The 24856-nt window shown below is 67.6% G+C and carries 22 protein-coding genes; 6 read left to right on the plus strand and 16 right to left on the minus strand.

The window, feature by feature from the left end:
- Nucleotides 1–9: 9 nt before the first annotated feature.
- From hflX to dusB, 8 genes are all read right to left on the minus strand, one after another.
- A complete protein-coding gene (gene hflX / locus OR37_RS01665) occupies nt 10–1350 on the minus strand; it encodes a GTPase HflX (protein ID WP_035016800.1) in 1341 nt (446 codons plus the stop codon).
- Between the two features lie 11 nt (nt 1351–1361).
- Nucleotides 1362–1610 (minus strand): RNA chaperone Hfq, encoded by a 249-nt coding sequence (hfq, locus tag OR37_RS01670; RefSeq protein WP_004615405.1) that lies wholly within the window; start codon nt 1608–1610, stop codon nt 1362–1364.
- A gap of 156 nt (nt 1611–1766) precedes the next feature.
- On the minus strand, nt 1767–2630 hold the full coding sequence (locus OR37_RS01675) for a D-amino-acid transaminase (RefSeq protein WP_004615406.1): 864 nt from the start codon (nt 2628–2630) through the stop codon (nt 1767–1769).
- Nucleotides 2631–4019 (minus strand): nitrogen assimilation response regulator NtrX, encoded by a 1389-nt coding sequence (gene ntrX, locus OR37_RS01680; RefSeq protein WP_004615407.1) that lies wholly within the window; start codon nt 4017–4019, stop codon nt 2631–2633.
- Nucleotides 4016–6277 carry a sensor histidine kinase NtrY-like gene (locus tag OR37_RS01685; RefSeq protein WP_004615408.1) on the minus strand — a complete coding sequence of 754 codons (2262 nt, stop codon included), beginning with the start codon at nt 6275–6277 and terminating at the stop codon, nt 4016–4018. Before OR37_RS01685 ends, ntrX begins: the two co-directional genes overlap by 4 nt.
- 70 nt (nt 6278–6347) lie before the next feature.
- Entirely contained in the window at nt 6348–7769 is a 1422-nt protein-coding gene (locus tag OR37_RS01690) for a sigma 54-interacting transcriptional regulator (protein WP_004615410.1), read from the minus strand.
- Nucleotides 7770–7771: 2 nt separating this feature from the next.
- Nucleotides 7772–8884 (minus strand): two-component system sensor histidine kinase NtrB, encoded by a 1113-nt coding sequence (locus tag OR37_RS01695; RefSeq protein WP_004615412.1) that lies wholly within the window; start codon nt 8882–8884, stop codon nt 7772–7774.
- Nucleotides 8881–9888: a tRNA dihydrouridine synthase DusB gene (dusB, locus tag OR37_RS01700; protein WP_004615413.1), complete on the minus strand. Its 1008-nt coding sequence runs from the start codon at nt 9886–9888 to the stop codon at nt 8881–8883. The genes OR37_RS01695 and dusB overlap by 4 nt, the downstream gene beginning before the upstream one ends.
- 176 nt (nt 9889–10064) lie before the next feature.
- Between dusB and OR37_RS01705 the strand changes: the two genes are divergently transcribed.
- From OR37_RS01705 to OR37_RS01715, 3 genes are read left to right on the plus strand one after another with little or no spacing between them, the layout of a single operon-like run.
- Nucleotides 10065–11213: a bifunctional 2-C-methyl-D-erythritol 4-phosphate cytidylyltransferase/2-C-methyl-D-erythritol 2,4-cyclodiphosphate synthase gene (locus OR37_RS01705; RefSeq protein ID WP_004615414.1), complete on the plus strand. Its 1149-nt coding sequence runs from the start codon at nt 10065–10067 to the stop codon at nt 11211–11213.
- Between the two features lie 36 nt (nt 11214–11249).
- Nucleotides 11250–11741 (plus strand): CinA family protein, encoded by a 492-nt coding sequence (locus tag OR37_RS01710; RefSeq protein WP_004615415.1) that lies wholly within the window; start codon nt 11250–11252, stop codon nt 11739–11741.
- Nucleotides 11741–12859 (plus strand): FUSC family protein, encoded by a 1119-nt coding sequence (locus tag OR37_RS01715; protein ID WP_004615416.1) that lies wholly within the window; start codon nt 11741–11743, stop codon nt 12857–12859. Before OR37_RS01710 ends, OR37_RS01715 begins: the two co-directional genes overlap by 1 nt.
- Here OR37_RS01715 and OR37_RS01720 read toward each other — a convergent pair.
- Entirely contained in the window at nt 12856–13308 is a 453-nt protein-coding gene (locus tag OR37_RS01720; protein WP_004615417.1) for a type II toxin-antitoxin system RatA family toxin, read from the minus strand. The two genes, OR37_RS01715 and OR37_RS01720, sit on opposite strands and share 4 nt — an antisense overlap.
- Before the next feature lie 4 nt (nt 13309–13312).
- Nucleotides 13313–14290, minus strand: a complete 978-nt coding sequence (gene lipA, locus OR37_RS01725) for a lipoyl synthase (RefSeq protein ID WP_004615418.1) — start codon at nt 14288–14290, stop codon at nt 13313–13315.
- Between the two features lie 83 nt (nt 14291–14373).
- On the opposite strand from lipA, the gene OR37_RS01730 reads away from it, so the two are divergent.
- The 3 genes from OR37_RS01730 (at nt 14374) to OR37_RS01740 (ending at nt 17526) form a co-directional block, all read left to right on the plus strand.
- Nucleotides 14374–15423: an alpha/beta fold hydrolase gene (locus tag OR37_RS01730; RefSeq protein WP_004615419.1), complete on the plus strand. Its 1050-nt coding sequence runs from the start codon at nt 14374–14376 to the stop codon at nt 15421–15423.
- Between the two features lie 105 nt (nt 15424–15528).
- The gene (locus OR37_RS01735; RefSeq protein ID WP_004615420.1) at nt 15529–17082 is read left to right on the plus strand and encodes an AMP-binding protein; all 1554 of its coding nucleotides are present in this window, start codon (nt 15529–15531) and stop codon (nt 17080–17082) included.
- A gap of 48 nt (nt 17083–17130) precedes the next feature.
- Complete coding sequence (locus tag OR37_RS01740) at nt 17131–17526, plus strand: DoxX family protein (RefSeq protein ID WP_004615421.1); 396 nt, start codon at nt 17131–17133, stop codon at nt 17524–17526.
- Here OR37_RS01740 and OR37_RS01745 read toward each other — a convergent pair.
- The 6 genes from OR37_RS01745 to pdhA all read right to left on the minus strand — a co-directional run bounded on the left by OR37_RS01745 (nt 17523) and on the right by pdhA (nt 24815).
- Complete coding sequence (locus tag OR37_RS01745) at nt 17523–18983, minus strand: DUF6880 family protein (protein ID WP_004615422.1); 1461 nt, start codon at nt 18981–18983, stop codon at nt 17523–17525. The genes OR37_RS01740 and OR37_RS01745 overlap by 4 nt on opposite strands.
- A gap of 18 nt (nt 18984–19001) precedes the next feature.
- Complete coding sequence (gene lpdA / locus OR37_RS01750; RefSeq protein ID WP_004615423.1) at nt 19002–20402, minus strand: dihydrolipoyl dehydrogenase; 1401 nt, start codon at nt 20400–20402, stop codon at nt 19002–19004.
- A gap of 83 nt (nt 20403–20485) precedes the next feature.
- Nucleotides 20486–20962, minus strand: a complete 477-nt coding sequence (locus tag OR37_RS01755; RefSeq protein WP_004615424.1) for a glutathione peroxidase — start codon at nt 20960–20962, stop codon at nt 20486–20488.
- Between the two features lie 22 nt (nt 20963–20984).
- A complete protein-coding gene (locus tag OR37_RS01760) occupies nt 20985–22283 on the minus strand; it encodes a pyruvate dehydrogenase complex dihydrolipoamide acetyltransferase (protein WP_004615425.1) in 1299 nt (432 codons plus the stop codon).
- A gap of 148 nt (nt 22284–22431) precedes the next feature.
- Nucleotides 22432–23787, minus strand: a complete 1356-nt coding sequence (locus OR37_RS01765) for a pyruvate dehydrogenase complex E1 component subunit beta (RefSeq protein WP_004615426.1) — start codon at nt 23785–23787, stop codon at nt 22432–22434.
- Nucleotides 23784–24815 (minus strand): pyruvate dehydrogenase (acetyl-transferring) E1 component subunit alpha, encoded by a 1032-nt coding sequence (pdhA, locus tag OR37_RS01770; protein WP_004615427.1) that lies wholly within the window; start codon nt 24813–24815, stop codon nt 23784–23786. Before pdhA ends, OR37_RS01765 begins: the two co-directional genes overlap by 4 nt.
- Nucleotides 24816–24856: the final 41 nt, after the last annotated feature.

Consider the following 24856-nt stretch of genomic DNA (forward strand, 5'->3'; position numbering starts at 1 on the left):
CATGGCATGTTATTCGGCGGCGGCCTTGACCACGGCGTCGGGGAACTGGCGCTCGAACCGGCCCAAGGCTTGGCCATCCAACCGCGCCATCAGCACCACGTCGCCGTCCGGGCCGTCATAGCGGCTCAGCACCCGGCCGTTGCGGTAGATCCAGGCCAAGGCCTGACCTTCATGCACGCCCAGCGACACCTCGACCGGCGGGGAGTCGTCGATCAGCCCGCCGATCCGGCGCAAAAGCGCCTCGCAGCCTTCTCCCGTCACGGCCGAGACCGCGGACGCGCCGTTGCGGCGCGCCTGGCCCTCGATGATCTCGCGGTCGTCCTCGGTCAGCAGGTCGACCTTGTTCCAGACCTCGATGACCGTCTTGCCTTCGTCGAGGGTGACGCCCAGCTCTGACAGCACCGTCTCGACGTCCCGGGCCTGGGCCTCGCTGTCGGGGTTGGCCACGTCGCGGACGTGCAGCACGACGTCGGCCTCCTGCACCTCCTCCAGGGTGGCGCGGAACGCCTCGACCAGCTCGTGCGGCAGGTCGGAGATGAAGCCCACGGTGTCCGACATGATCGCCGGCCGTCCGTCGGGCAGCTTCACCGTGCGCAAGGTCGGGTCCAGGGTCGCGAACAGCATGTCCTTAGCCAGAACATCGGCCTCGGTCAGGCGGTTGAACAGCGTGGACTTGCCGGCGTTGGTGTAGCCGACCAAGGCGACCGTCGGATACGGAACCTTCTTGCGGGCGCTGCGGTGCAGGGTCCGCGTGCGGCGCACCTCTTCGAGCTCTTTCTTGAGCTTGATGATCGTCCCGGCGATCAGGCGGCGGTCGATTTCGATCTGAGTTTCGCCGGGACCGCCGGTCGAGCCCGTGCCGCCGCGCTGCCGCTCCAGGTGGGTCCAGGTGCGGACCAGGCGCGAGCGCTCGTATTCGAGCCGGGCCAGCTCGACCTGCAGGCGGCCTTCCCGCGTGCGGGCGCGACGGGCGAAGATCTCGAGGATCAGCCCGGTGCGGTCCACGACCTTGACCTCCAGCGCCTTTTCGAGATTGCGCTGCTGGATCGGCGTCAACTGATCGTCGAAGACGGCGACGTCGATATGCTCGACCTCGCAGATCGCCGCGAACTCTTCGACCTTGCCCTTGCCGAACAGGGTCGCCGGGGTGACGACGCGCAGCGGCGCGACCATGGTCTCGACGACCTCGAGATCAAGCGCGATCGCAAGACCGACGGCTTCCTCGAGCCGGGCGTTGGGATCCCGAGCTTCTAGGGCCGCCTGGCCTCTCAGTTGCCGCGCCGGATGGATGACAAGCGCCTTCAGGATCGGCGCGGCGTGGTCGATCGACCGGGATGGGGATTTGGACAAGCGTCTCTAGATCAGTCGTCGGAGTCGGCGCTGGGCTCGTACAGCTGGACGGGCTGGGCCGGCATGATGGTGGAAATGGCGTGCTTGTAGACCAGTTGCGACTGGCCGTCGCGACGCAGAAGGACGCAGAAATTGTCGAACCAGCTGACCACGCCTTGCAGCTTGACGCCGTTGACGAGGAAGATGGTGAGCGGCGTCTTCGACTTGCGCACGCTGTTCAGGAAGGTGTCCTGAAGGTTTTGTTTCTTTTCGGTCGACATCGGGGGTTCCCCTCTCGTTGTTCACGGAGGGCAATACGCCCCCCACACAAACACGGCCATGCTAGAGGATTTTCCGCCGAAAGCGACACGGCCTCGGCGAAAAATTCCACATGGTCGCCCGGTCCGAAGCGCGCCTGACTGGAATTCGCTCCGACCTCAGACGGCTTTTTCTCGCGCGCGCTCAATATAGAGACGCCGAAGCCGGCTCGCCACCTCGCCCGGCTTCCCGTCCCCCAACTTAACGCCATCGATCTGCACGATCGGGGTGATCAGGGACCCGGCGCCTGAGATGAAGGCCTCCTTGGCCTGCTGCGCCTCGGCGATCGTGAAGGGCTTTTCGCTGAACGGCACGCCGCTTTCGCGGATCACCTCCAGCAGGGTCGAGCGCGTCACGCCCCTCAGGATGTTGGCGTTTGTGTCGCGGGTGCGCAGCACGCCGTCGGCGTCGACGATCCAGGCGTTCGAGGACGCGCCCTCGGTCACCAGGCCCATGTCGTCGACGAACCACGCCTCGACGGCGCCGCGTTCGCGCGCGGCCTGCTTGGCGAGCGCGTTGGGCAGAAGGCCGATCGACTTGATGTCGCAACGCGCCCAACGGGTCTCCGGAACCGAGATCACCGAGGCGCCGACCAAGGCCTTGGCGTCGGCGGCGGCGCGATCGACGGACTTGGCGGTGATCACCACGGCGGGCGGGACGGGCGGGTTCGGGAAGGCGTGGTCGCGCCTGGCCACGCCGCGGGTGACCTGCAGGTAGCATAGGCCATTGCGGACCTTGTTGCGCCGGACGGCTTCGCGCAGCACGAGCAGTAGCGAGGCCTCGGTCATCGGATGGGCGATGCGCAGTTCGTCCAGACTGCGCCACAGCCGCTTGAAGTGCCCCTCCGCGTCGGCCAGCTTGCCGTTCATCACGGCCCAGACCTCGTAGACGCCGTCGGCCAGCTGATACCCGCGATCCTCGATATGAACGGCGGCCTCGCCGTGACGCACGAACCGGCCGTTCACATAGGCAAAACGCGACATCTACTCTTCCTCTTCCGCTCGGGCGCCGGCGACGCCCAGGGATTTCAGCTTTCTATGCAACGCCGAGCGCTCCATGCCGATGAAGTTGGCGGTGCGCGAGATATTGCCGCCGAACCGCAGGATCTGCGCGTTCAGATACTCGCGCTCGAACAGCTCACGCGCCTCGCGCAGCGGCAGGGCGATGATCCGTTCGGCTCCGATCGCGCCGGCGTTGCCAGCGCTGGGCTGGTCGGCCCCGGACAGCATCTCGGCGGTGATCACCTCGCCCGGCTCGCCCGAGGCCAGGATCAGCATCCGCTCGACGTTGTTGCGCAGCTGGCGGACATTGCCGGGCCAGGTCTGCACCTGCAGCGTCGCCAACGCGTCCTCGCCCAGGCGGCGGCGCGGCAGGCCGGTCGCTTCGCTGATCCGCTCGACGAAGTAGTTGATCAGCTCCGGAATGTCCTCGCGGCGCTCCGCCAGGCCCGGGACGCGCACGGGCACCACGTTCAGGCGATGGAACAGGTCCTCGCGGAAGCGGCCCGCCGCGATCTCGTCGCGCAGGTCGCGGGAGCTGGACGAAATGACCCGCACGTCGACCTGGACGTCGCTGTCGCCGCCGACGCGGCGGAAGCGTTGCTCGACGAGAACCCGCAGGATGCGACCTTGCGTCTCGCGCGGCATGTCGGCGACTTCGTCGAGATACAGCGTGCCGCCGTGCGCCCGCTCGAACACGCCGATCTTGCGCGGCCGTCCGCCCTCGCCTTCCTCGCCGAACAGTTCGACATCCAGGCGCTCCGGCGCCATGCCGGCGGCGCTGACCGCCACGAACTCCTGGCGGGCGCGGGTGCTGGCCCCATGGATCAAGCGCGCGACCAACTCCTTGCCCGATCCTGGCGGCCCCGAGACGAGCACGCGGCTGTTGGCCGGCGCGACCTTGAGGATCAGTTGACGCAGCGCCTGGGCGGGGGCGGACTTGCCGATCAGGCCGTCCGGAGCCAGGGTCTGAGCCCGCAGTCGGCGGTTCTCGCGACGCAGGCCCGCCGCCTCCAGCGCGCGTTCGACGACCAGCAACAGGCGGTCCGACTTGAAGGGCTTTTCCAGGAACTCGTAGGCGCCGCGCTTGATGGCGCTGACGGCGGTTTCGATATTGCCGTGGCCCGAGATCATGATCACCGGCAGGTCCGCGTCCAGCGACTTGACCATATCCAGCAGTTCGAGGCCGTCCATGCCGCCGCCCTGCATCCAGATGTCCAGGACCAACAGAGCGGGCTTGCGGGCCCGAATGGCGGCCAGGGCCTGGTCGGAATCGGCGGCCGTGCGCACCGCGTAGCCTTCATCCTCCAGGATGCCGGCCACAAGTTCGCGGATGTCGGCCTCGTCATCCACCACAAGAACGTCGGCGCTCATATCATCTCCTCAACGCCACTCTGGTCCGTGACATGACTGGGCGTCGCGGCGGTCAGCCGCGCGGTCGCCGGAAATTTCAGGATCACGCGCGCGCCGGGCGGTTCGCGCGCGTCGGTGAGGACCAGGCCGCCGCCGTGGTCCTCCATGATCCGCTTGACGATGGCCAGGCCCAGGCCCGTGCCCTTCTCGCGGGTGGTCACATAGGGTTCGGTCAGACGATCGCGGTCCTTGGCGGGGAGACCCACGCCGTTGTCCTCGATGATCACGCACAAATCCTCCGCGTCGGAGGTCAGGGTCGCGGTGATCCGGCCGCGCAAGTCCGGCTCGGCGAGGCGACGCGCGCCCACCGCCTCACCGGCGTTCTTCAGAACATTGGTCAGCACCTGGCCGATCATCCGCGCGTCGCTGGTGATCCAGATGTCCTCGCCGCCGGGCTCATCGAGCTTCACCTCGATCTCGACGTCCTGGAAACGCTGGGCGAATACCGCCTGGCGCAACATCTCGGTCAGATTGGCCGCTTCAAAGCGCGGGGCCGGCATCCTGGCGAAGGATGAGAACTCGTCGACCATTCGACCGATATCGCCCACCTGCCGGATGATGGTGTCGGTGCAACGGTCGAAGGTCTCCAGGTCGCTGGCGATTTCCTTGCGGTACTTGCGGCGTAGCCGTTCGGCCGAAAGCTGAATGGGAGTCAGCGGGTTCTTGATCTCGTGCGCGATACGGCGCGCGACGTCCTTCCACGCGGCGTTGCGCTGGGCGGCGACCAGACGGGTGATGTCGTCGAACGTCAGGACCAGGCCCTGCGCCACGTGGCCCGCCGCGCGCACCCGAAGACGGCGCGTCTCGCCGTCGCGATTCAGGTCGATCTCGACATCGGTTTCGGGACGGCTCTCCGCCAAAGCGGTCATCACCGCTTCGAACTCGGGCGCCAGTTCGATGAGATCGACGCCGAGGGCGTGTTCCGGCAGGCCCAGCAAGGCGACCGCGCGGCGATTGACGGCGGAAACCTTGCCGCGCTCGTCCAGGCTGACCACGCCGGCGCTGACGCCGGACAGGACGGTTTCGATGAACTGGCGGCGGCTCTCGGCGTCCAGGCTGGCGGTTCGCAGCGCCGCCTGCTGGAGCTGAAGCTCGCTGGTCATCATGTTGAAGGCGTTCGACAGTGCGCGGATTTCCTCGGGGCCCGCGTCCGCGCCGACCCGCGCGTTGAGGTCGCCGCCGGAAACACGTCCGGCCGCCTCGACCAGATCGGCTACCGGGCCGGCGATCGAGTTGGCGGCCGCGATGCCGACCCAGATGGCCGCCACCAGAACCAGCAACGCCGTTTCCAGATAGCTGAGGCCGAAGATCGCCTGAATTCGGCCCCGGCTGCGCTCGGCGTCCCGGTAGGCGACCAGGGCGTCCTGGGTTTCGATCAGGTGGGTCAGGATGCCCTTCTCGATCGGGCGGACCACATAGAGGTAGCCGTCCGGAAAGGCTTTCAGCTTGTAGAGCGCCCGGAAAAGGTCGGTCGAGATGAAGCGCTGGGCGCTGACCTCGCCGCCGTCCGTGCCTTCGTAACTCGAGGGCGGCGGCGCCAGGAACGGCGGCGCGTCCGGAGCTTCGGCGCGCGCCAGGATGCGGCCGTCGCGGTCAAGCACATAGGCGGCCGAAAAGCCGTTGTCCTCGGTTAGACCCGCCAGGAAGTGACCGAAGGCCACCGGCGATTGCGACAGCGCCGGCGCGGCCTGGTTGAGGCCGGTGGCCATCGGACCGATGTGCTCGGAGATATAGTTCTTCTGCTGCTCGACATAGGAGTTGGCCACCTTGGCCGAATTGCCGACCACGGTCTGGACGCGCTGGCTGAACCAGCCGTCCACGCCTCGGTTGACCAGCACGCCGAAGAACAGCGCCACGATCACGGCCGGCGCCACGGCCGCCAGCGAGAACAGGCCCACGAAACGCAGGTGAAGGCGCGCGCCGGCGTCGCTGGCCCGGGCGTCGATCAGATCGTAGAGGCGCAGGCCCACGACCGTGGCCACGCCCAGGATCAGGACCAGATTGAAGCCCAGCACCACCAGGATGACCGTGCTGGCCGTGCTGATCGAGTCGGTCCGGGGCGGCGAGGACGCCAGGGCGACGCCGGCGACGGTGAGAATCACCGCCAGGGCATAGCCGCCGCCGACCAGATAGCGCGACCGCAGAAGCTCCCGCCACCAGGCCCGGCTGAACCGGGTCGGCGGGTTCTCCGATCCCGTCGCGTAAGCCACTGAAGACATCGTCGCGGAGTTTAGGAGCGTGTGTCCTAAATTCAACAGCTATGTGCCGCGAAAGCTTCAGCGGACGGCGTCAGCGGCGACCGCGGGTCATCTCCACGCCCAGGTCCTGGATCTTCTTGCGCAGGGTGTTGCGGTTCAGACCGAGAATTTCCGCCGCGCGAACCTGATTGCCGCGCGTCGCCGACAGGGTCAGCTGGATCAGCGGACGCTCGACCTCTTCCAGAATTCGGTCATAGAGACCGGGCGGGGGCACGCCGTCGGGCTGGTCGGCGAAGTGCGAGGCCAGGTGGCGCTCCACCAGCGTCGACAGCGTGACAGGCCCCTCCTCCGACCGCACGGCCGGGGCGTGGTCCTGCAGCTCGCGATCGACGATGCGGGCGGTGATCAGCTCCTCGGCGTAGAGGGCGCACATCCGGCGCATCAGGTTTTCCAGCTCGCGGACATTGCCGGGCCAGGGGTGGCTCTTGAGCCGGTCCAGAGCGCTCTGATCGATGGTCTTGGCCGGCAGCCCTTCGCGGGCGGCGCGCAGCAGGAAGGTGCGGGCCAGGTCCGGAATATCCTCGGCGCGGTCGCGCAAAGGCGGCAGGCGCACCGGCGCGACGTTCAGGCGGAAGAACAGGTCCTCGCGGAACAGACCTTGCTGGATCAGCCCGCGCAGGTCGCGATTTGTGGCGGCGATGATCCGCACATTCGGCCGTCGGCCGGTCTTGGGATTGATCACCGGCTCGGTGCCGTCGATCACGCGCAGCAGACGGGTCTGGGCGTCCAGCGGCATATCGCCGATCTCGTCCAGGAACAGGGTGCCGCCGTCCGCCTCGACCAGACGGCCATTGTCGCCCTCGCCGCGGCCGAAGAGTTCCGCCTCGACCCGCTCGCGGGGCACGGCGGCCAGGTTGATGACCACGAACTTGCCGTCCCGGCGGCGCCCCAGCTCGTGCAGGGCGCGGGCGACCAGTTCCTTGCCGGTGCCGCTTTCGCCGAGGATCAGCACGGTCAGATCCGCGCCGACCAAACGGGCGATGGTCCGATAGACCTCCTGCATCGGAGCGGAGCGCCCGATCAGTGGCAAGCGCTCGTCGCGCATCGCGCGGGCCTGGGCCTTGGAGGCCTCGGCGTCGGCCGGGCGCGACAGGGCGCGACGCGCGGCGGCGGTGACGTCATCGAGGTCGAAGGGCTTGGAGACATATTCGAACGCGCCCGCGTCAGCGGCGTTGACCGCCGTCAGCAGGGTGTTCTGGGCGCTCATCACGATGATCGGCAGCTTGGGCCGCTCCTTGCGGATGCGGGGCAGCACGTCGAACACGTTCTCGTCGGGCATCATCACGTCGGTGACGACGAGATCGCCCTCTCCGTCGGTCACCCACTTGAGCAGGGTCGTGGCGTTGCCGGTGGCGCGAACCTGGTAGCCGAGGCGGGTGAAGGCCTGGCTGAGCACCAGGCGGACCGAGCTATCGTCGTCGGCGATCAGGATCTTCTTGCTCGCGGCGTTCATGCTCAGGCGTCTCCGGCGGTTTCAGGGGCGACCGGCAGGCGCACGCGGAAAACCGTGCGGCCGGGCTCGGACTCGAAGTCGATCAGACCGCCGTGGGCGGTGACGAGCTTGGTGACCAGGGCCAGGCCAAGGCCGGTGCCATTGGCCTTGGTGGTCACGAAGGGTTGGAACAGGTGGTCGCGCAAGGTCGGCGGCACCCCGGGCCCATTGTCGATCACCTTGACCTCGATCGGGGCGCCGCTGGCGGCCTTGCCGTTGGCTCCGCGCACTCGCACGCCCGGACGCCAAGCGGTATGGATCGAGATCTGGCCGCGATCGTCGCCGCGCATGTGCGCGGCCTCGGCGGCGTTCTTGGTCAGGTTCAGGAAGATCTGGATCAGGTGGTCTTCGTCGCCCCAGACCGGCGGCAGAGAGGGATCGTAGCTTTCCTTCAAGGCCAGACCGTCGGCCACGCCATTGGCGACCAGGGCCCGGACGCGGTCCAGAACCTGGTGGATATTGACCGGCTCGCGTGGCGTCGGGACCTCGTCGGAAAAGGCCTCCATGCGGTCGACCAGCCGGCGAATGCGGTCGGTCTCGTCGACGATCAGCTGGGCCAAGGGCTGGTCGACCGCGCTGGCGCCGGTCTTCAGCAGCTGAGCCGCGCCGCGAATGCCCGCCAGCGGGTTCTTGATCTCGTGAGCCAGCATCTTGCCAAGGCCCACGACCGAGCGAAGGCCGGCGGCGTCCGCGCCGCGATCGACGCCCAGCACGCCCTTGACGTGCAGGGTCAGCAGCACCGAGCCGTCGCCCAGGGGCGCGGCGGCGCCGTCGGCCTCGAACGGCGGCTGGCCGAACAGGTTGACCTCGACCCCGTGCTCACGGACCAGCGCCCCCTCCGAGATCGCGCGATCGAGCAGAGCGACAAGCACCGAACCCGGCGGCAAGGCGGCGCGGAAACGGCCGCGCGCCAGAAGCGACAAGCCGTGCCCGAACAACGCCTCCGCGGCCTCGTTCACCGCCACGAGACCGCCATCGCGGTCCACGACCAGGGCCGGCTCGGGACTGAGATCGAAGGCGGCCGCCTTCAGGGTTTCCGGGGCGACTCCGCCCAGAACGCGGGCTCTGTCGGTCATGCGGCTAACCTCCCACCCGCCAGCCACAGGTCGCGCAGGGCGATCTCGACGGCGGCGGGATCTTCAAGTCGGCACAGGCTCGCGCGAGCGGCCCGCCGCGCTTCCGCCGTCTCCGGCCAGGGCGCGGCCTCGATGTATGAGGCCAGGTGCTTGCGGAACATCTTCAGGCCCAGCCGCTCGCCGTAGAACGACAGGCTGCGGCGGAAATGGGTAAGCGCGATGGCCAAGCGCTCCTCGGCGCCGGGCTCGGCGAAGCCCCTCCCCTCGAGCGCGGCCTCGATGGCGCCCGCGATCCATGGCCGACCATAGACGCCTCGGCCGATCATCACGCCATCGGCGCCGGACTGGTCGAGGGCTTGGCGGGCGCTGTCCCCATCCACGATATCGCCGTTGACCAGGACGGGCACCGTCACGGCCTTCTTGACCGATGCCACGGCGCTCCAGTCGGCCACGCCCTTGTAGAACTGGTTGCGCGTGCGACCATGAACCGTAATCGCCTTGGCCCCCACGGCCTCGGCCCGAGCGGCGATCTCGGGCGCGTTGAGGCTGGCCTCGTCCCAGCCCAGACGCATCTTCACGGTCACCGGGATGTCGACCGCCTCGACGGCGGCGGCGACCAGCGCTTCGGCCAGATCGGGTTCGCGCATCAGGGCCGAGCCGCAGGCCGCGCCGGCGGCGACTTCCTTGGCGGGGCAGCCGAAATTCAGATCGACGATGTCGGCGCCGGCGTCCTGGGCCATGCGCGCGCCCTGCGCCATGAAGGCGATGTCCCGGCCGACCAGTTGGATCACCGTCAGCGGCATCCCGTCACCGACCGCCGCGCGGCGCACGACATCGGGGCGCCCCTTCGCGAACTCCGCGCTGGCGACCATTTCCGTGGCCACATAGGGCGCGCCAAGCGCCGTGGCCGTTTCTCTGAATGGCAGGTCGGAGACGCCGGTCATGGGCGCGATCCACACCCGACCAGGAACCTCCACACCACCAATCTCGAGCTTGTTGCTCATTTTTCGATCATCCCCGAAGCTTTCTTTTTAGGCATATTGTGCGGCGCAGTAAAGCCCGCATCGGCAAGGACCTACCCGTTTATGACAATGGGGTGATGTCGCGCTGTCCCGGAGGATCACGGGTCGCTCCCGGGGCGGGCTATGGACAAGCGCGATGACCGGACTAAACAGCCGCCATGACCTTTTCCGCCGTGATCGTCGCCGCCGGCTCGGGAACTCGCGCCGGTCCAGGCATGGCCAAGCAATGGCGCGTGGTGGCGGGCAAGCCAGTGCTGCGCTGGTCCGTTGAGGCCTTCCTGGCGGCCGGCGCCGCCGAGATCGTGATCGTCACGACCGAGGACGGCGAAAAGGCTCTAGAAAACGTGCTGAGCGGCTTGTCGGGATGGAAGCCCGCGCGCGGCGGCGCGACTCGAGCGCTTTCGGTGCGGTCGGGTCTCGCCGCCCTCGCCCATCGCCCCGAGGATGAGCCGGTGCTGATTCATGACGCCGCCCGGCCGTTCCTCACCCTCGCCACGATCGAGGGCGTGCTGAACAGGCTGGAGACCGCCGACGCGGTTCTGCCCGCTCTTCCGGTCGCCGACACGCTGAAGCGCGCCGAGCCCGGTCAAAATCCCACGACGACCTCGCGCGACCATCTCTGGCGCGCCCAGACTCCCCAGGCTGCTCGCCGTAACACGCTAATCGCCGCCTATGAGGCCTGGTTCGACGGGGAGCCCACCGATGACGCCCAGGTGGTGGAGGCGGCCGGCGGTCGCGTCGCCTTGGCGCCGGGCGATCCGCTTCTGATGAAACTGACCTATCCCGAGGATTTCGCCATGGCCGAACGGCTCGCTGGCGCCGCGCGCGTCACCCGCGTCGGCCAAGGCTTCGACGCTCACCGCTGGGGGCCGGGCGAAGAGGTCTGGCTGTGCGGGGTGGCCATCAAGCACGACGAGACCCTAATCGGCCACTCGGACGCCGACGCGGGACTACACGCCCTGACCGACGCCCTTCTGGGCGCGATCGGCGAAGGCGATATCGGCGACCACTTCCCGCCCACCGATCCGAAGTGGAAGGGCGCGGCCTCGGACCAATTCCTGAAACACGCCGCCGAGCTGGTCGCGGCCAAGGGCGGAGCGATCGTCAATGTTGACGTGACGCTGATCTGCGAGCGCCCCAAGATCAAACCGCACCGTCAGGCGATGCGCGAGCGACTGGCCGAGCTCCTGGCGCTGCCGATCGACCGCGTCAGCGTCAAGGCGACCACGACCGAGAAGATGGGCTTCACCGGCCGAGGCGAAGGCCTCGCCGCCTCGGCGGTCGTGGCCGTCGAGACGCCGGCCTGAACCGTCTAAGCTAGCGCCAAGAATTCGGAGGCCCGCATGTTTCCCCTGGAAATCCAGACCCTGGCCCGACTGTTGATCGACGAGGCGCGCGGCAAGTCATTACGCGTGGTGGCCGCCGAGAGCTGCACCGGGGGCTTGGTCGCCGGCGCGATCTGCTCGATCTCTGGCGCGTCCGACATCTTCGAGCGTGGCTTCGTCACCTACACCAACCGGGCCAAGTCCGAGATGTTGGGCGTGCCGGGCGACCTGATCGCCGATCACGGCGCGGTGTCCGAACCGGTGGCGCGGATGATGGCGGAAGGCGCCCTGCGCGAGAGCCATGGACATGTCGCCGTGGCCATCACCGGGATCGCCGGCCCGGGCGGCGGCACGCCGATGAAGCCCGTCGGCACCGTCCACTTCGCCGTGGCGCGCGCGAACCGCTCGGTCGTCCACCGCCACGAACGGTTCGACGGCGAGACTCGCGAAGCGGTGCAGTTGGCGGCGGTGCGCACGGCCTTGGAAATGCTCCGCGAGGCCATCGCCTGATGCCGGAGACCGAGCCCAGCGACTGGCGACGCTTCACGGGCGTCAACCTCTCGCAGAGGGCGTTGAAGGCCGCGGCCGCGCGCAAGACAGAGATTCGCCATGCCATTCGCGTCTCGGCCGCCGTCGGCGCGGCCTTCGCCTTGGCCACCCTGCTGCGCCTGCCCCAGGGCTACTGGGCGGTGTTCACCGCCGTCATCGTGGTCCAGTCCAGTCTCGGCGCGACCATCACCGCCTCGATTGAACGCTTCATGGGCACGGTTGTCGGCGCTCTGGCCGGCGCGGTCGCCGCCTATCTTCACGTCCGTTGGCCCGAGTTCGGCGGCCTGATCCTCTGCGCCACCGTGGCGCTGCTTTCGCTTGTGGTCTCGATGCGGCCTTCATTGAAGGTGGCGCCCGTAACCGCGGTGATCATGCTGATCGGCAACACGACGACGCATCTATCGCCCCTTGTCGCGGCGGGGTTCCGCATCGCGGAGATCACCGTGGGCAGCATCGTCGGCGTCGCCGCCACCCTACTGATCTTTCCCGCCCGAGCCGGCGCTTCGGTGATCTCCGGCGTCCAGACGATCACCGACCTGCAGGCCCGCCTGCTGGAGGATTACGTCATGACGCTGCGCGGAAAGCCCGAGCCGACCGATCCTTTGAAGGCGCAAGACGATCTGCGCGCCGCCCTCGGCAAGCTGCAGACGGCCATGACCGAAGCCGATCGCGAAAGCGCGACAAGGCTTAGCGATCGATCCGTGTCGGACGCCCTGCCCCGCACGCTCTGGCGCTTGCGCAACGACACGGTGATGATCGGCAGAACCCTGCGCCAGCCCTTGCCCGCGCCGGATCTCGCGCCGGCCGCCGCCGACATGCTCGAGGCGAGCGCCCGCTTCCTGCGCGCCACCGCCGCCCTGCTGGCCAGCGGCGCGCGTCCGGACCGCGTCGCCTTCGCCCAGGCGCATCAGACCTTTCAGACCTGCGTCGAAGGGCTGCGCCAAAAGGGCGTAACGCGAGAACTGGGGTTCGACGAAGCCGCGCGCGTGTTTGGCCTGGTCTTCGCGATCGAGAACCTGTTCGGCAACCTCGGCGACTTCCAGGAACGGATCGAGGAAACCGTGGCGAAGAAGGATTAGGGCTTCAGACCGTAGATCTGCCTGGCCCGATCCTCGAAGCAGGCGATCAGCTTATTGGCCGCCTTGTCGATATTGGCGGCGAGCATCGCGTCCAGCAGCGGCGACTTGAACGCGAAGTCGATGACGAACTCGACGCGCGTCGCCTCTCCGTCCGGAACGAACCGCCACCCGTTCGCTAACGCCTTGAAGGGGCCGTAGAGCAGGCTGACGTCGATGCTCAGCGCGTCGCGGTCCCGACGGACGCGCGTGGCGAATTTCTCGCGCAGGAACGAAAACCCGACCTGGGCCTCGGCGTCGACCGTGCTGACCGCGCCATCGACACGGGCGTTCCAGGTGCGCATACCGGTGATCCAGGGCACGAACCTTGGATAGGCCTCGACATCGCCGACCAGGTCGAACAGTTGCTCGGGCGCGTAAGGCAGCGCGCGCGTCACGGCGTGGCGGTGCAAGCCTTTAGGCCTTGCGGCTGTCGAGCGCCTGGCGGGCGGCCCGCAGCTTGGCGAAGTCGTCGCCGGCGTGGTGCGACGAGCGGGTCAGCGGGCTGGCCGAAACCATCAGGAAGCCCTTGGCGCGGGCGATCGCTTCGTAAGCCTGGAACTCTTCCGGCGTCACGAAGCGCTCGACGGCCGCGTGCTTGCGGGTCGGCTGCAGATATTGGCCGATGGTGATGAAATCGACGCCGGCCGAGCGCATGTCGTCCATGACCTGCATGACCTCTTCCTTGGTCTCGCCAAGGCCGACCATCAGGCCGGACTTGGTGAACTGGGAGGGGTCGCGTTGCTTCACACGGTCGAGCAGGCGCAGGGAGTTGTAGTATCGGGCGCCGGGACGGATCTTGAGATAGAGGCGCGGAACGGTCTCGAGATTGTGGTTGAAGACATCCGGCTTGGAGTCGATCACCACGGTCTCAGCGCCGTCCTTGCGCAGGAAATCCGGCGTGAGGATCTCAATCGTCGTGCCAGGCGCGGCCGCGCGGATGGCGGTGACGACCTCGGCGAAGTGCCGGGCGCCGCCGTCCAGCAGATCATCGCGGTCCACCGAGGTGATGACCACGTGCTTGAGGCCCATCTTGGCGACGGCCTCGGCCACGCGGCGCGGCTCATCGGGATCCAGCTGGGTGGGCAGGCCGGTGGTGACGTTGCAGAAGGCGCAGGCGCGCGTGCAGATCTCGCCCATGATCATCATGGTCGCGTGCTTCTGGCTCCAGCACTCGCCGATGTTCGGACAGGCCGCCTCCTCGCAGACCGTGTGCAGCTTGTGCTCGCGCACGATGCCCTTGGTCTCGTTGTACTGGCCCGAGCCGGGCGCTCGCACGCGCAGCCATTCAGGCTTGCGGAGCACCGGCGTGTCGGGGCGGTTCTGCTTTTCCGGGTGACGCACCGTCCGGGCTTCCGGACCGCGCGCCTTGAGGGTGTCGATCACCGTGGCCATGGCGCCTAAATCGGTCTTCTTGCGCTCCGGATCAAGCGCTCGATCTTGCTTAAGGTCGAGATGCGCGAAATGAGTGGCCGGGTATGCGTCGCCGCCTTCTCGCCATCGCGCTCGCCCTGACCGTTTCCGCCTGCGGAGATGGAGCCTCGCGCGCGCCCTTCGCCGACACCCGAACGCCGCCAGCGCTGGGGGTTCGCTTCTATCCGCCGCAGGGCTGGGCGTGGGGCTTTCTGCGCGTCGGCGAAGGCCTCACGCAACGCTATGGCGTGGCCGCGCCGCCCGTGGCCCCGAAGGCGACGATCCTGATCCTGACCGGCTATGGCGAAAGCGCCGAGACGTGGTTCGAGACGATCGACGACCTGGTCGGCCAGGGCTTCACGGTCTGGGCGCTTGAGCGTCAGGGCCAGGGCGGCTCCGAACGCGCCACGCCTTGGCGCGATCTGGGGCACGCCGACAGTTTCGACCCCGATATCGGCGCGGTTCGCGCGATGGTCCAGGGGGTGATCCGGCCCAAGGGCGATATCCCCTTGATCGTTCTCGGCCACTCGGAGGGCGGACTGATCGCCTTGCGCGCGGCCGAGACCGGTCTTCCCATGGACGGACTGATCCTGTCCTCGCCGGCCCTTGGCCTGACCGCCTTGCCCCGCTCGCGCGCCGACTTCGCCCGGTTCACGCCCGCCATGCGAGCCCTGCGACTGGGCTGGATCAGAACGCCCGATCAGCCCCGCTGGCGACGCGACGGCCCGGACGGTTTTCAGCTGGGCCTGACCCACGACGCCGAACGGGGCCGCGTGCGAGACGCCTGGATGCTGGCCAATCCCGACCTGCGCATGGGCGGGCGCAGCCTCGGCTGGTTCGCGGCCTTCTTCGACGCGTCCGAAGCCGCCGCTCGCGACGCGCGCAAGGTCGGCGTTCCGGTGTTGATGCTTGACGCCGGCCGCGACCGTGCTGTCACCGAGGCGCCCCAAACCCGCCTTTGCATCGCGCTGCCCGCTTGCCAGGAGACCCGCCTCGCCGGCGCGGGACACGATCTTCATATGGAATCGGACGCCATTCGCGGTCCCTGGCTGGCCGCGATCATCGGCTTCACCCGCGCTCGCATCGACGCCAAGACGTCCCGGCGCAAGGGTTGAACCTCACGCTTTGTGACTCTTTCTTGCAAAACCGGACCTTCCCCGGCAGTCTCGGCGTTTAACGAACGAAAGCGAACCGTCGCTTTTCGGGGAGGTTTCGCCGGGATGCCGGTAGCTTTTGACGTGCGGAATGGCCAGAAGGCCCTGTTCGACGCCCTTATCGATGCTCGCGACAAGTATGGCGCCAAGAAGCCGATCCTGGAGGACCAGGATCGCAACCCCCTGACCTATACGGACCTCATCCGCGCCAGCTTTGCCTTGGGTCGCAAGATCGCGGCCATCACCGAGCCGGGCGAGCACGTGGGCGTTCTGTTGCCCTCGGGCGCGGGCTCGGTGGTGACCTTCTTCGCCCTGCACGCCTTCGGCCGCGTGCCGACCATGCTGAACTTCACGGCGGGCTTGCGGAACATCAAGGCCGCCTGTCGGCTGGCCCGCGTCAGGCGCGTGCTGACAGCCCACAAGTTCATCGAACTCGGCAAGCTGCACGACATCGTCGACGCCGTGGGCGAGACGGCGGAAGTGACCTATCTGGAGGACGTGCGCGCCACGATCGGCCTGAAGGACAAGCTGTTCGCCGCGGCCGCCGGCTTCTTTCCGCGCCGATTCCGCGCCCACGCCAAGCCGTCGGATCCCGGTGTCGTGCTGTTCACCTCGGGCAGCTTCGGCGCGCCGCGCGGCGTGGTCCTGAGTCAGGAGAACCTGGTCCAGAACGCCATGCAGGTGGCCGCGCACATCGCGCTGAATCCCGACTGGGTGATGTTCAACCCGTTGCCGGTGTTCCACTGCTTCGGCCTCACCGGCGGGGTGATCCTGCCGATCCTGACCGGCATGAAAGCGTTCCAGTATCCCTCGCCGCTTCACACCAAGCAGATTCCGCCGCTGATCAAGGACAGCAAGGCCTCGATCCTGCTGGCCACCGATACGTTCGTGAACCAGTACGCCCGCGCCGCCGAGACCGACGAGCTGTCGGGTCTGGAGTTCATCGTCTGTGGCGCCGAGAAGGTGCGCGACGAGACCCACGCCCTGCTTCGCGAGCGCTTCAATGGCGTTCCGGTGCTGGAGGGCTACGGCGCCACCGAGGCTTCGCCGGTCATCGCGGTCAACAAGCCTCTCGACAACCGTCCAGGCACCGTGGGCGGTCTTCTTCCCGGTCAGGAAGTGCGGATCGAGCCCGTCGAGGGGATCGCCGAGGGCGGCCGCTTCTTCGTTCGCGGCCCCAACATCATGTCCGGCTATCTGCGCGAGGACGGCGGCGTCGACGCGCCGGAAGGCGGCTGGCACGACACCGGCGACGTGATCACGATGACCGACGACCAGTGGATCACCATCAAGGGACGCGTGAAGCGGTTCGCCAAGATCGGCGGCGAGATGGTTTCTCTGACCGCCGCGGAGGACTTGGCGTCGGCGGTGTGGCCCGATGGCCGACACGCCGTCATTTCGATGCCCGACAAGAAGAAAGGCGAGAAGCTGATCTTGGTCACCGACCGTCCCGACGCCGACGTGGCCCCGCTGGTCGCCCACGCTCAGACGATCGGCGCTCCGGAACTGGCGGTGCCGCGCAAGATTCTGAAAGTGCAGGAAGTGCCGGTGCTCGGCAGCGGCAAGACCGACTATGTCGCCATCCAGCGCATGGCCGAGACCGACACCAGAGCGGCGTGACGAATCCGCCCTCCAAGCGTTCAACGAACGTCGCTAACGGAGGAAGGAATGGAACGTCTTGTCGTATGGTCGCCCCGCGTCCTCAGCGTGTTGCGGATCATCACCGCCCTGCTCTTCATGGAGCATGGGCTGATGAAACTGTTGCATTTCCCTGCCGCGCAACCCGGCGCCCCGGACCCGCTGCCGCCGTTGCTGCTAGTGGCGGCCTGGCTTGAGATTATCGGCGGCGTCCTGCTCATGGTCGGCCTGTTCACCCGACCGGTGGCGTTCGTCCTGTCGGGCCAGATGGCGATCGCCTATTTCCTGGCGCACGGGAGCAAGGGCTTCTGGCCGGCTCTGAACGGCGGCGAAGCGGCGATCCTGTTCTGCTTCGTCTTCCTTTATCTGGTCTTCCAAGGCCCCGGGGAATGGAGCCTGGACGCCCAGGTGCGCAAACGCCCCTAAAAGGTCGCTCCCAGGGCTTCAAGCTCGGCGACGAAGCCCCGCTTGCGGCCATGCAGCGCGCGCAGGTCCGCGACAAAGGCCGCGTGATCGGGATACTCGCCGTGGTCGCCGATCATCGCCGCGAGCGACTCCGCTTCTAGCAATTGGCGCGCGGCCTCTGCGTAGCGTGTCGCGACGCCGTAGGTCAGGACGTACTGGATCGAGGCCCGCAGCAACAGGGTGGCGGCCAGGGGGTGGCCCCCTTCCAGCCGGCGGGCGGCCTCGGCGATCAGGGTGTCGTCCGAACCGTTGATCTCGCCGGAGCGGGAAAGCACCAGCCGCGCGGCGGCCGGGAGATCGGGCCAGGAGACCAGGAAGGCTAGCGCCGCATCGAAACGCGGGAAGCGCTTAGCCACCGCCTTGGCTTGGTCCTCGGCCTCGACGTCGTCGAAGTCCGGCAAACCTTTCAGATAGGCGCGTAGGCGGGCGATCGATAGCGTCGCCTCGAAATCCGCCCAGCGGCGCTTCTGGGCTTCGTCGTGGTGCCCGGTGGCGTCGAGCGCCTCCAGCATGACATCTTCCCAGGCCGCGCGCTCCTCGACGGCGCTCTGGTGGCGTCCCCGTTGCGCGCTGGGCGCGCCGGCTTGCAGGGTGGCAAGGGCGTCCTCCGCCCTGCCCGCCGCCAGCAAGCGCCGGGCGATCTCGGCGGAGACCAGCGGCGTGCGGCGAAGCTCCGGCGAGAAGGTGGCCTCGAAGGCGTCGACATCGCCGCTGGCGTCGGCCAGACGGCGCAGGGCGTCCTTGAAGATCGCGCCCTGGGCGTCGAAGAGGTGCGTTGAGCGGGGCGAGCGCGCGGCGAGCAGCTTCTCCAGCGTCTCGCGTAGATACGCCTGCCCCCTGGCGCCCAGCGCCGGCGTCAGGGCGTTCACAAGCGGACCGAACTGGGCGTAGTCGTCGCGGCGAAGAAGCCTCGCGGTTCGGTCCGCTAACGCGATAGGATCCGGCATGGCCTTGGCGGCGATCGCGCCGACGCTGTCACGGGCGGCGAGGAAGACATCGCCGATGGGGCCTTCGGCCTGGCTGAGACGGTCCAAGGTCGGCGTCGCCAGATCCAGAAGATCCAGCATCAGATCGAGCGCGGCGGTGGGCTCATCCGCCGCCAGCCGCTCGATCATCCGACGGTGCAGATCAAGGTCCTTGGCGAAAGCGGCGCGCTTGCGCCAGTGGATCCGCGACGAAGACTTGCCGATCGTCGCGAGGCGTTTTGAAATCTCAAGCGCCAGCCCCTCGGCGCTCGACTCAGCGAACAGCTCCAGCCGCAGCACGCGCTTGACGTGGCTGTCGCTGGAAAGGTCGAGCAGTATGGCGGCGAGGCGCTCGGGACCCAGGTCAGCCAGATTGGCCTCCGAAAGGGTCGTCTTCGATCCCTTCCGAGCCTTCGGCTTCTCACCCGTTGTCGCGGCGGCCTTGCGCGCCATCCAGACTCCCTAGCTGCCTTAGATGTGCAGCACGCGGCCGTAGGCGTCCAGAGCGGCTTCGTGCATGGCCTCCGACATGGTCGGGTGGGCGTAGACGATGCCGTGCAGGTCTTCCTCGGTGGCTTCCAGCGTGATCGCGGTGACGAAACCCTGGATCATCTCGGTCACTTCGTGGCCGATCATATGCGCACCGATCAGGGCGCCGGTCTTGGCGTCGAACACCGTCTTGACGAAGCCCTCGACCTCGCCCGCGGCCACGGCCTTGCCGTTGACGCGGAACGGGAAGCGGCCCGCCTTGACCTCGATGCCCGCCGCCTTGGCGCCGGCCTCGGTGTAGCCCACCGAGGCGACCTGCGGGTTGGCGTAGGTGCAGCCCGGGATCGGCGAGTGAACGTTCGGGGTCTTGTAGCCCGCGATGGCCTCGGCGGCGTGGATCCCCTCGTGGCTGGCCTTGTGGGCGAGCCACGGACCGCCGGCGATGTCGCCGATGGCGTAGAGGCCCGGGACGTTGGTGCGGCAGTGCTTGTCGGTGACGACATGACCGCGATCCAGGTTCACGCCCAACGCTTCCAGGCCCTCGTTGTTCGGCGCGATGCCAACGGCGACGATGCACTTCTCGGCGGTCAGTTGCTCGATCTTGCCGCCAGCTTCGACGGTGACGGCCACACCGTCCTTGGTCTTCTCGATCTTGCCGACCTTGGCGCCGATGCGGAACTTTATGCCGCGCTTCTCGAACGCCTTCTGGGCGGCCTTGGAGACCTCTTCGTCCTCGACCGGCATGATGCGGTCGATGGCTTCGACGACGGTCACCTCGGCGCCCAGCGCGCGGTAGAAGCTGGCGAACTCGATGCCGATGGCGCCCGAGCCAATCACGACCAGTGACTTGGGCATGGTCTTCGGCGCCAGGGCGTCGCGATACGTCCAGATCTTGTCGCCGTCGGAGACCGCGCCGATGGCCGGGATCTCGCGCGCGCGGGCGCCGCTGGCCAGGATCACGTTCTTGGCCTGGACCGTGCGGCTGCCGCCGGCCTTGAGGGCGATGACCAGCTTCGGCGCCGGATTGCCCTTCTCGAGCTTGGCCTCGCCCTCGATGACCTCGATCTTGTGCTTCTTCATCAGGAAGGCGATGCCGCCCGACATCTGCTTGGCGACGCCGCGCGAGCGCTCGATGATCTTCGTGAAGTCGAACGAGGCCTTTTCGACCGACAGGCCGTAGCCGGACAGGTGCGAGAGCTGCTCGTAGATCTCGCCGGACTTCAGCAGGGCCTTGGTCGGGATGCAGCCCCAGTTCAAACAGATGCCGCCCAGGTTCTCACGCTCGACGATGGCCGTCTTCAGGCCCAGCTGGCTGGCGCGGATCGCGGCCACGTAGCCGCCAGGACCGGCGCCGATGACGACGACATCGAATTCCGTGGACATGGTGTTCTTACCCTAGCTTGGGCGCGGGTCAGGGGAGCGGAGCCGCGCCGGTCGACCGGTTCGCGAACCGGTCTGGGAGAAATCTAAAGCAGCGCCTCGACCGCGACCTTCAGGTCCTCGGGCTTCACGGTCGGCGCGAACCGCTCGACGACCTGGCCATCCTTGCCGATCAGGAACTTGGTGAAATTCCACTTGATCGCCTCGGTGCCCAAGAGGCCCTTCTGTTCCTTCTTGAGGAAGCGGTAGAGCGGATGGGCGTCGGCGCCGTTGACGTCGATCTTGCTCATCACCGGGAAGGTCACGTCGTAGGTCAGCGAGCAGAAGTTCGCGATCTCCTCGGCGTTTCCCGGCTCCTGAGCGCCGAACTGGTTGCAGGGAAAGGCCAGGACCGTGAAGCCACGATCCTTGTAGGCCTTGTAGAGCGCCTCCAGGCCCTCGTACTGCGGCGTGAACCCGCACTTGCTCGCGGTGTTCACGATCAGCAGCACTTGCCCGCGATAGTCGGCCAGGCTCACGTCCTGGCCGTCCAGCGTCTTGGCCGAATAGTCGTAGACCGACATGGTGACCCTCCCCGCTTCCCGGTTAAACGATCAGGGTCAGCGGCTCTTCGATCAGCGGCTTGAAGGCCGCCAGGAACTTGGCGCCGATAGCCCCGTCGACCACGCGGTGGTCGCAGGTCAGGGTCACGGTCATCACGGTCGCGACGGCCAACTGGCCGTTCTTGACCACCGGGCGCTGCTCGCCGGCCCCGACGCTCATGATCGCGCCCTGCGGCTCGTTGATGATCGACGAGAACGCCTTGATGCCGAACATGCCCAGGTTGGAGACCGAGAAGGTGCCGCCCTGGAATTCCTCGGGCTTCAGCTTCTTGGCCTTGGCGCGGGCGGCCAGGTCCTTCATCTCGGTCGAGATCTGGGCCAGGCCCTTGGTCTCGGCGGCGCGGATGATCGGGGTGATCAGGCCGCCGTCGATCGCCACGGCCACGGCGATATCGGCATGCTTATGCATGGCGATGCCTTCGGGCGTGTAGCTGGCGTTGGCCTCAGGCACCTGCTTCAGAGCCACGGCGGCGGCCTTGATGACGATGTCGTTGACCGAGACCTTCACGCCCTGTTTTTCCAGCAGCCCGTTGATCTTGGTCCGAGCGGCCAGCAGCGTGTCGATCTCGATATCGATCGTCAGCGGGAAGTGCGGCACGTCGCGGAAGCTGTCGGTCAGGCGACGCGCGATCGTCTTGCGCATGCCGTCCAGCGGAACAAGGTCGTAGGAGCCGGCGGGAATGCCCATCTGCTCCAGCGACAGGGCCTTGCGCGGCTCGGCGGCAGCCGGGGCGGCGGTGGTCGCCGCCGGAGCGGCCTTGGCGGCGGGCGCGCCCGACTTGGCGGCTTCGACGTCGGATTTTACCACGCGGCCGTGGGGGCCAGAGCCCTTGATACCCTTCAGGTCGAGGCCGGCGGCGGAGGCCAGTCGGCGAGCCAGCGGCGAGGCGAACACGCGCGAGCCGTCGGCGGCGACGGGGGCGGCCGGCGCTGGCGCGGCGGGCGACGGGGCGGTGGGAGCAGCCGCAGCCGCAGCCGGAGCCGGCGCGGCGGCGGCGGCCTTGGGCGCTTCGGCCTTCGGGGCCGGCGCGGGGCTCTCGCCCTCGCCCGCCAGCTTGGCGATCAGGGCGTTGACCTTGACGTTCTCGGTCCCGGCCTCGACCAGGATGGCCTCGACCACCCCTTCATCGACGGCCTCGACTTCCATGGTCGCCTTGTCGGTCTCGATTTCGGCGATCACGTCGCCGGCCTTGACCGTGTCGCCGACCTTGACGTGCCACTTGGCGAGGGTTCCCTCCTCCATGGTGGGCGACAGGGCGGGCATCAGGATGTCGATCGACATTGAGCTTATTCCTCAAGCGTTCGGGACGGTGACGGCCCCTTCGGGCGAGTTCGGGCCGACGTCCACGATACCCCGCTTCGCGGCGGGATGAATGCATTGGCCGAGAGGTCGCGGCCCTCGCTCGTCGGGAACGAGGGCCGCGCCCATCCTAGCGGTAGCTGACCGTCTTCGCCGCCTTCACGATCTTCTCGACCGAAGGCAGCGACAGGGCTTCCAGATTCGCCGCGTAGGGCAGCGGCACGTCTTCCTGGTGAACCCGCAGCGGCGGGGCGTCCAGGTAGTCGAAGCCGTGCTCGGTGATGCGGGCGACGATCTCGGCGCCGACACCCATCGGACCCCAGCCTTCCTCGACCGTGACCAGGCGGTTGGTCTTCTTGACGCTTTCCAGGATCGTCGCGTGGTCCATCGGACGGATCGTGCGCAGGTCGACGACCTCAGCCTGAATACCTTCCTTCTCCAGCTCCTCGGCCGCCTTCAGCGCGAAACCGACCATGCGGCTGTAGGCGACCAGGGTCACGTCCGAGCCTTCGCGGCGGACCTTGGCCTTGCCGATCGGCACGACCCAGTCCTCGACGTCCGGAATGTCGAACTCGTGGCCGTACATCATCTCGTGTTCGAGGAAGACGACCGGGTTCGGATCGCGGATCGCGGCCTTCAAGAGGCCCTTGGCGTCGGCGGCGTCATAAGGCGCGATCACCTTCAGGCCCGGGACGTTGCCGTACCAGGCGGCGTAGTCCTGGCTGTGCTGGGCCGCCACGCGCGAGGCCGCGCCGTTCGGACCGCGGAACACGATCGACGACTTGATCTGGCCGCCCGACATGTACAGCGTCTTGGCGGCCGAGTTGATGATCTGGTCGATCGCCTGCATGGCGAAGTTCCAGGTCATGAACTCGACGATCGGCTTCAGCCCGGCCATGGCCGCGCCGACGCCCAGGCCCGCGAAGCCGTGCTCGGTGATGGGGGTGTCGATGACGCGGCGATCGCCGAACTCCTGCAGCAGTTCACGGCTGACCTTGTAGGCGCCCTGGTACTGGGCGACTTCCTCGCCCATCAGGAACACGCGGTCGTCGCGGCGCATCTCCTCGGCCATGGCGTCGCGCAGGGCGTCGCGCACGGTGATCTTCTTCAGCGGCGCGCCGGCGGGAACTTCCGGATCGGCGAAGGTCGACGCGGCCGAGATCGGGCCGCCAGCGGCCGGAGGAGCCGCAACCGGAGCCGGAGCAGCTTCAGCGGCGACGGGAGCGGCAGCCGGAGCCGCGGCCTCGCCCTCGCCTTTCAGGCGCGCGATCAGGGTGTTGACCTTGACGTTCTCGCTGCCGGCCGGGACTAGGATGGCCTCGATCACGCCTTCGTCGACGGCCTCGACCTCCATCGTGGCCTTGTCGGTCTCGATCTCGGCGATCACGTCGCCGGCCTTGATGGTGTCGCCTTCCTTGACCAGCCACTTGGCCAGGGTGCCTTCCTCCATGGTCGGAGAAAGGGCGGGCATCAGGATGTCCGTCACTCGGCGGCCTCCAGGTATACGTCGGTGTACAGTTCCGAGGGATCGGGCTCGGGGCTCGTGCGGGCGAATTCGGCGGCCTCGGCGACGATGCGCTTCACCTCCGCGTCGACGCCCTTCAGGTCGTCCTCGGTGACGCCGGCCTTGGCCAGGCGCTCCTTGATGTGGTCGATCGGGTCGCGGGTCGTCTTGACCTCGTCGACCTCTTCCTTGGTGCGATACTTGGCCGGGTCGGACATCGAGTGACCGCGATAGCGATAGGTCTTCATCTCGAGGATGTAGGGGCCTTGGCCGCTGCGCGCGTGTTCGGTGGCGCGGGCGCCGGCTTCGCGCACGGCGATCACGTCCATGCCGTCGACTTCCTCGCCCGGGATCCGGAACGAGACGCCGCGCTTGTGGAACGCGGTTTCCGACGCCGAGCGTTCGACGCTGGTGCCCATGGCGTATTGGTTGTTCTCGATCACGTACACGACCGGCAGCTTCCAGAGCTGAGCCATGTTGAAGCTCTCGTAGACCTGGCCCTGGTTGGCCGCGCCGTCGCCCATATAGGCGTAGGAGACGCCGCCGTTGCCCTTGTAGGCGTTGGCCAGCGCCAGACCGGTGCCGAGCGAGACCTGGGCGCCGACGATGCCGTGACCGCCATAGAAGCCGGTCTCGACGTCGAACATGTGCATCGAGCCGCCCTTGCCCTTGGACGAGCCGCCGGCGCGGCCGGTCAGTTCGGCCATGACCTCGCGCGGATCCATGCCGGCGGCCAGCATGTGGCCGTGGTCACGGTAGCCGGTGATGATCTGATCGCCCTTGCGCGAGATCGACTGCATCCCGACCGCGATGGCTTCCTGACCGATGTAGAGGTGACAGAAGCCGCCGATCAGGCCCATGCCGTACAACTGACCGGCGCGCTCCTCGAAGCGGCGGATCAACAGCATGTCCTGATAGAATTTCAGGAGCTCGTCCTTGCCGACGAAGGCATTGACACCGGTTTCCGGCGCCTTCTCCTCGGAGGCTTCAGCCTTGCGCGTGCGCGCCATTCAAATCTCCCTGGCCAATCTTCATCGCGGCCTTCGTCCTG

Source organism: Caulobacter vibrioides OR37, from assembly GCF_000372645.1.
GTDB classification, from domain to species: domain Bacteria; phylum Pseudomonadota; class Alphaproteobacteria; order Caulobacterales; family Caulobacteraceae; genus Caulobacter; species Caulobacter vibrioides_E.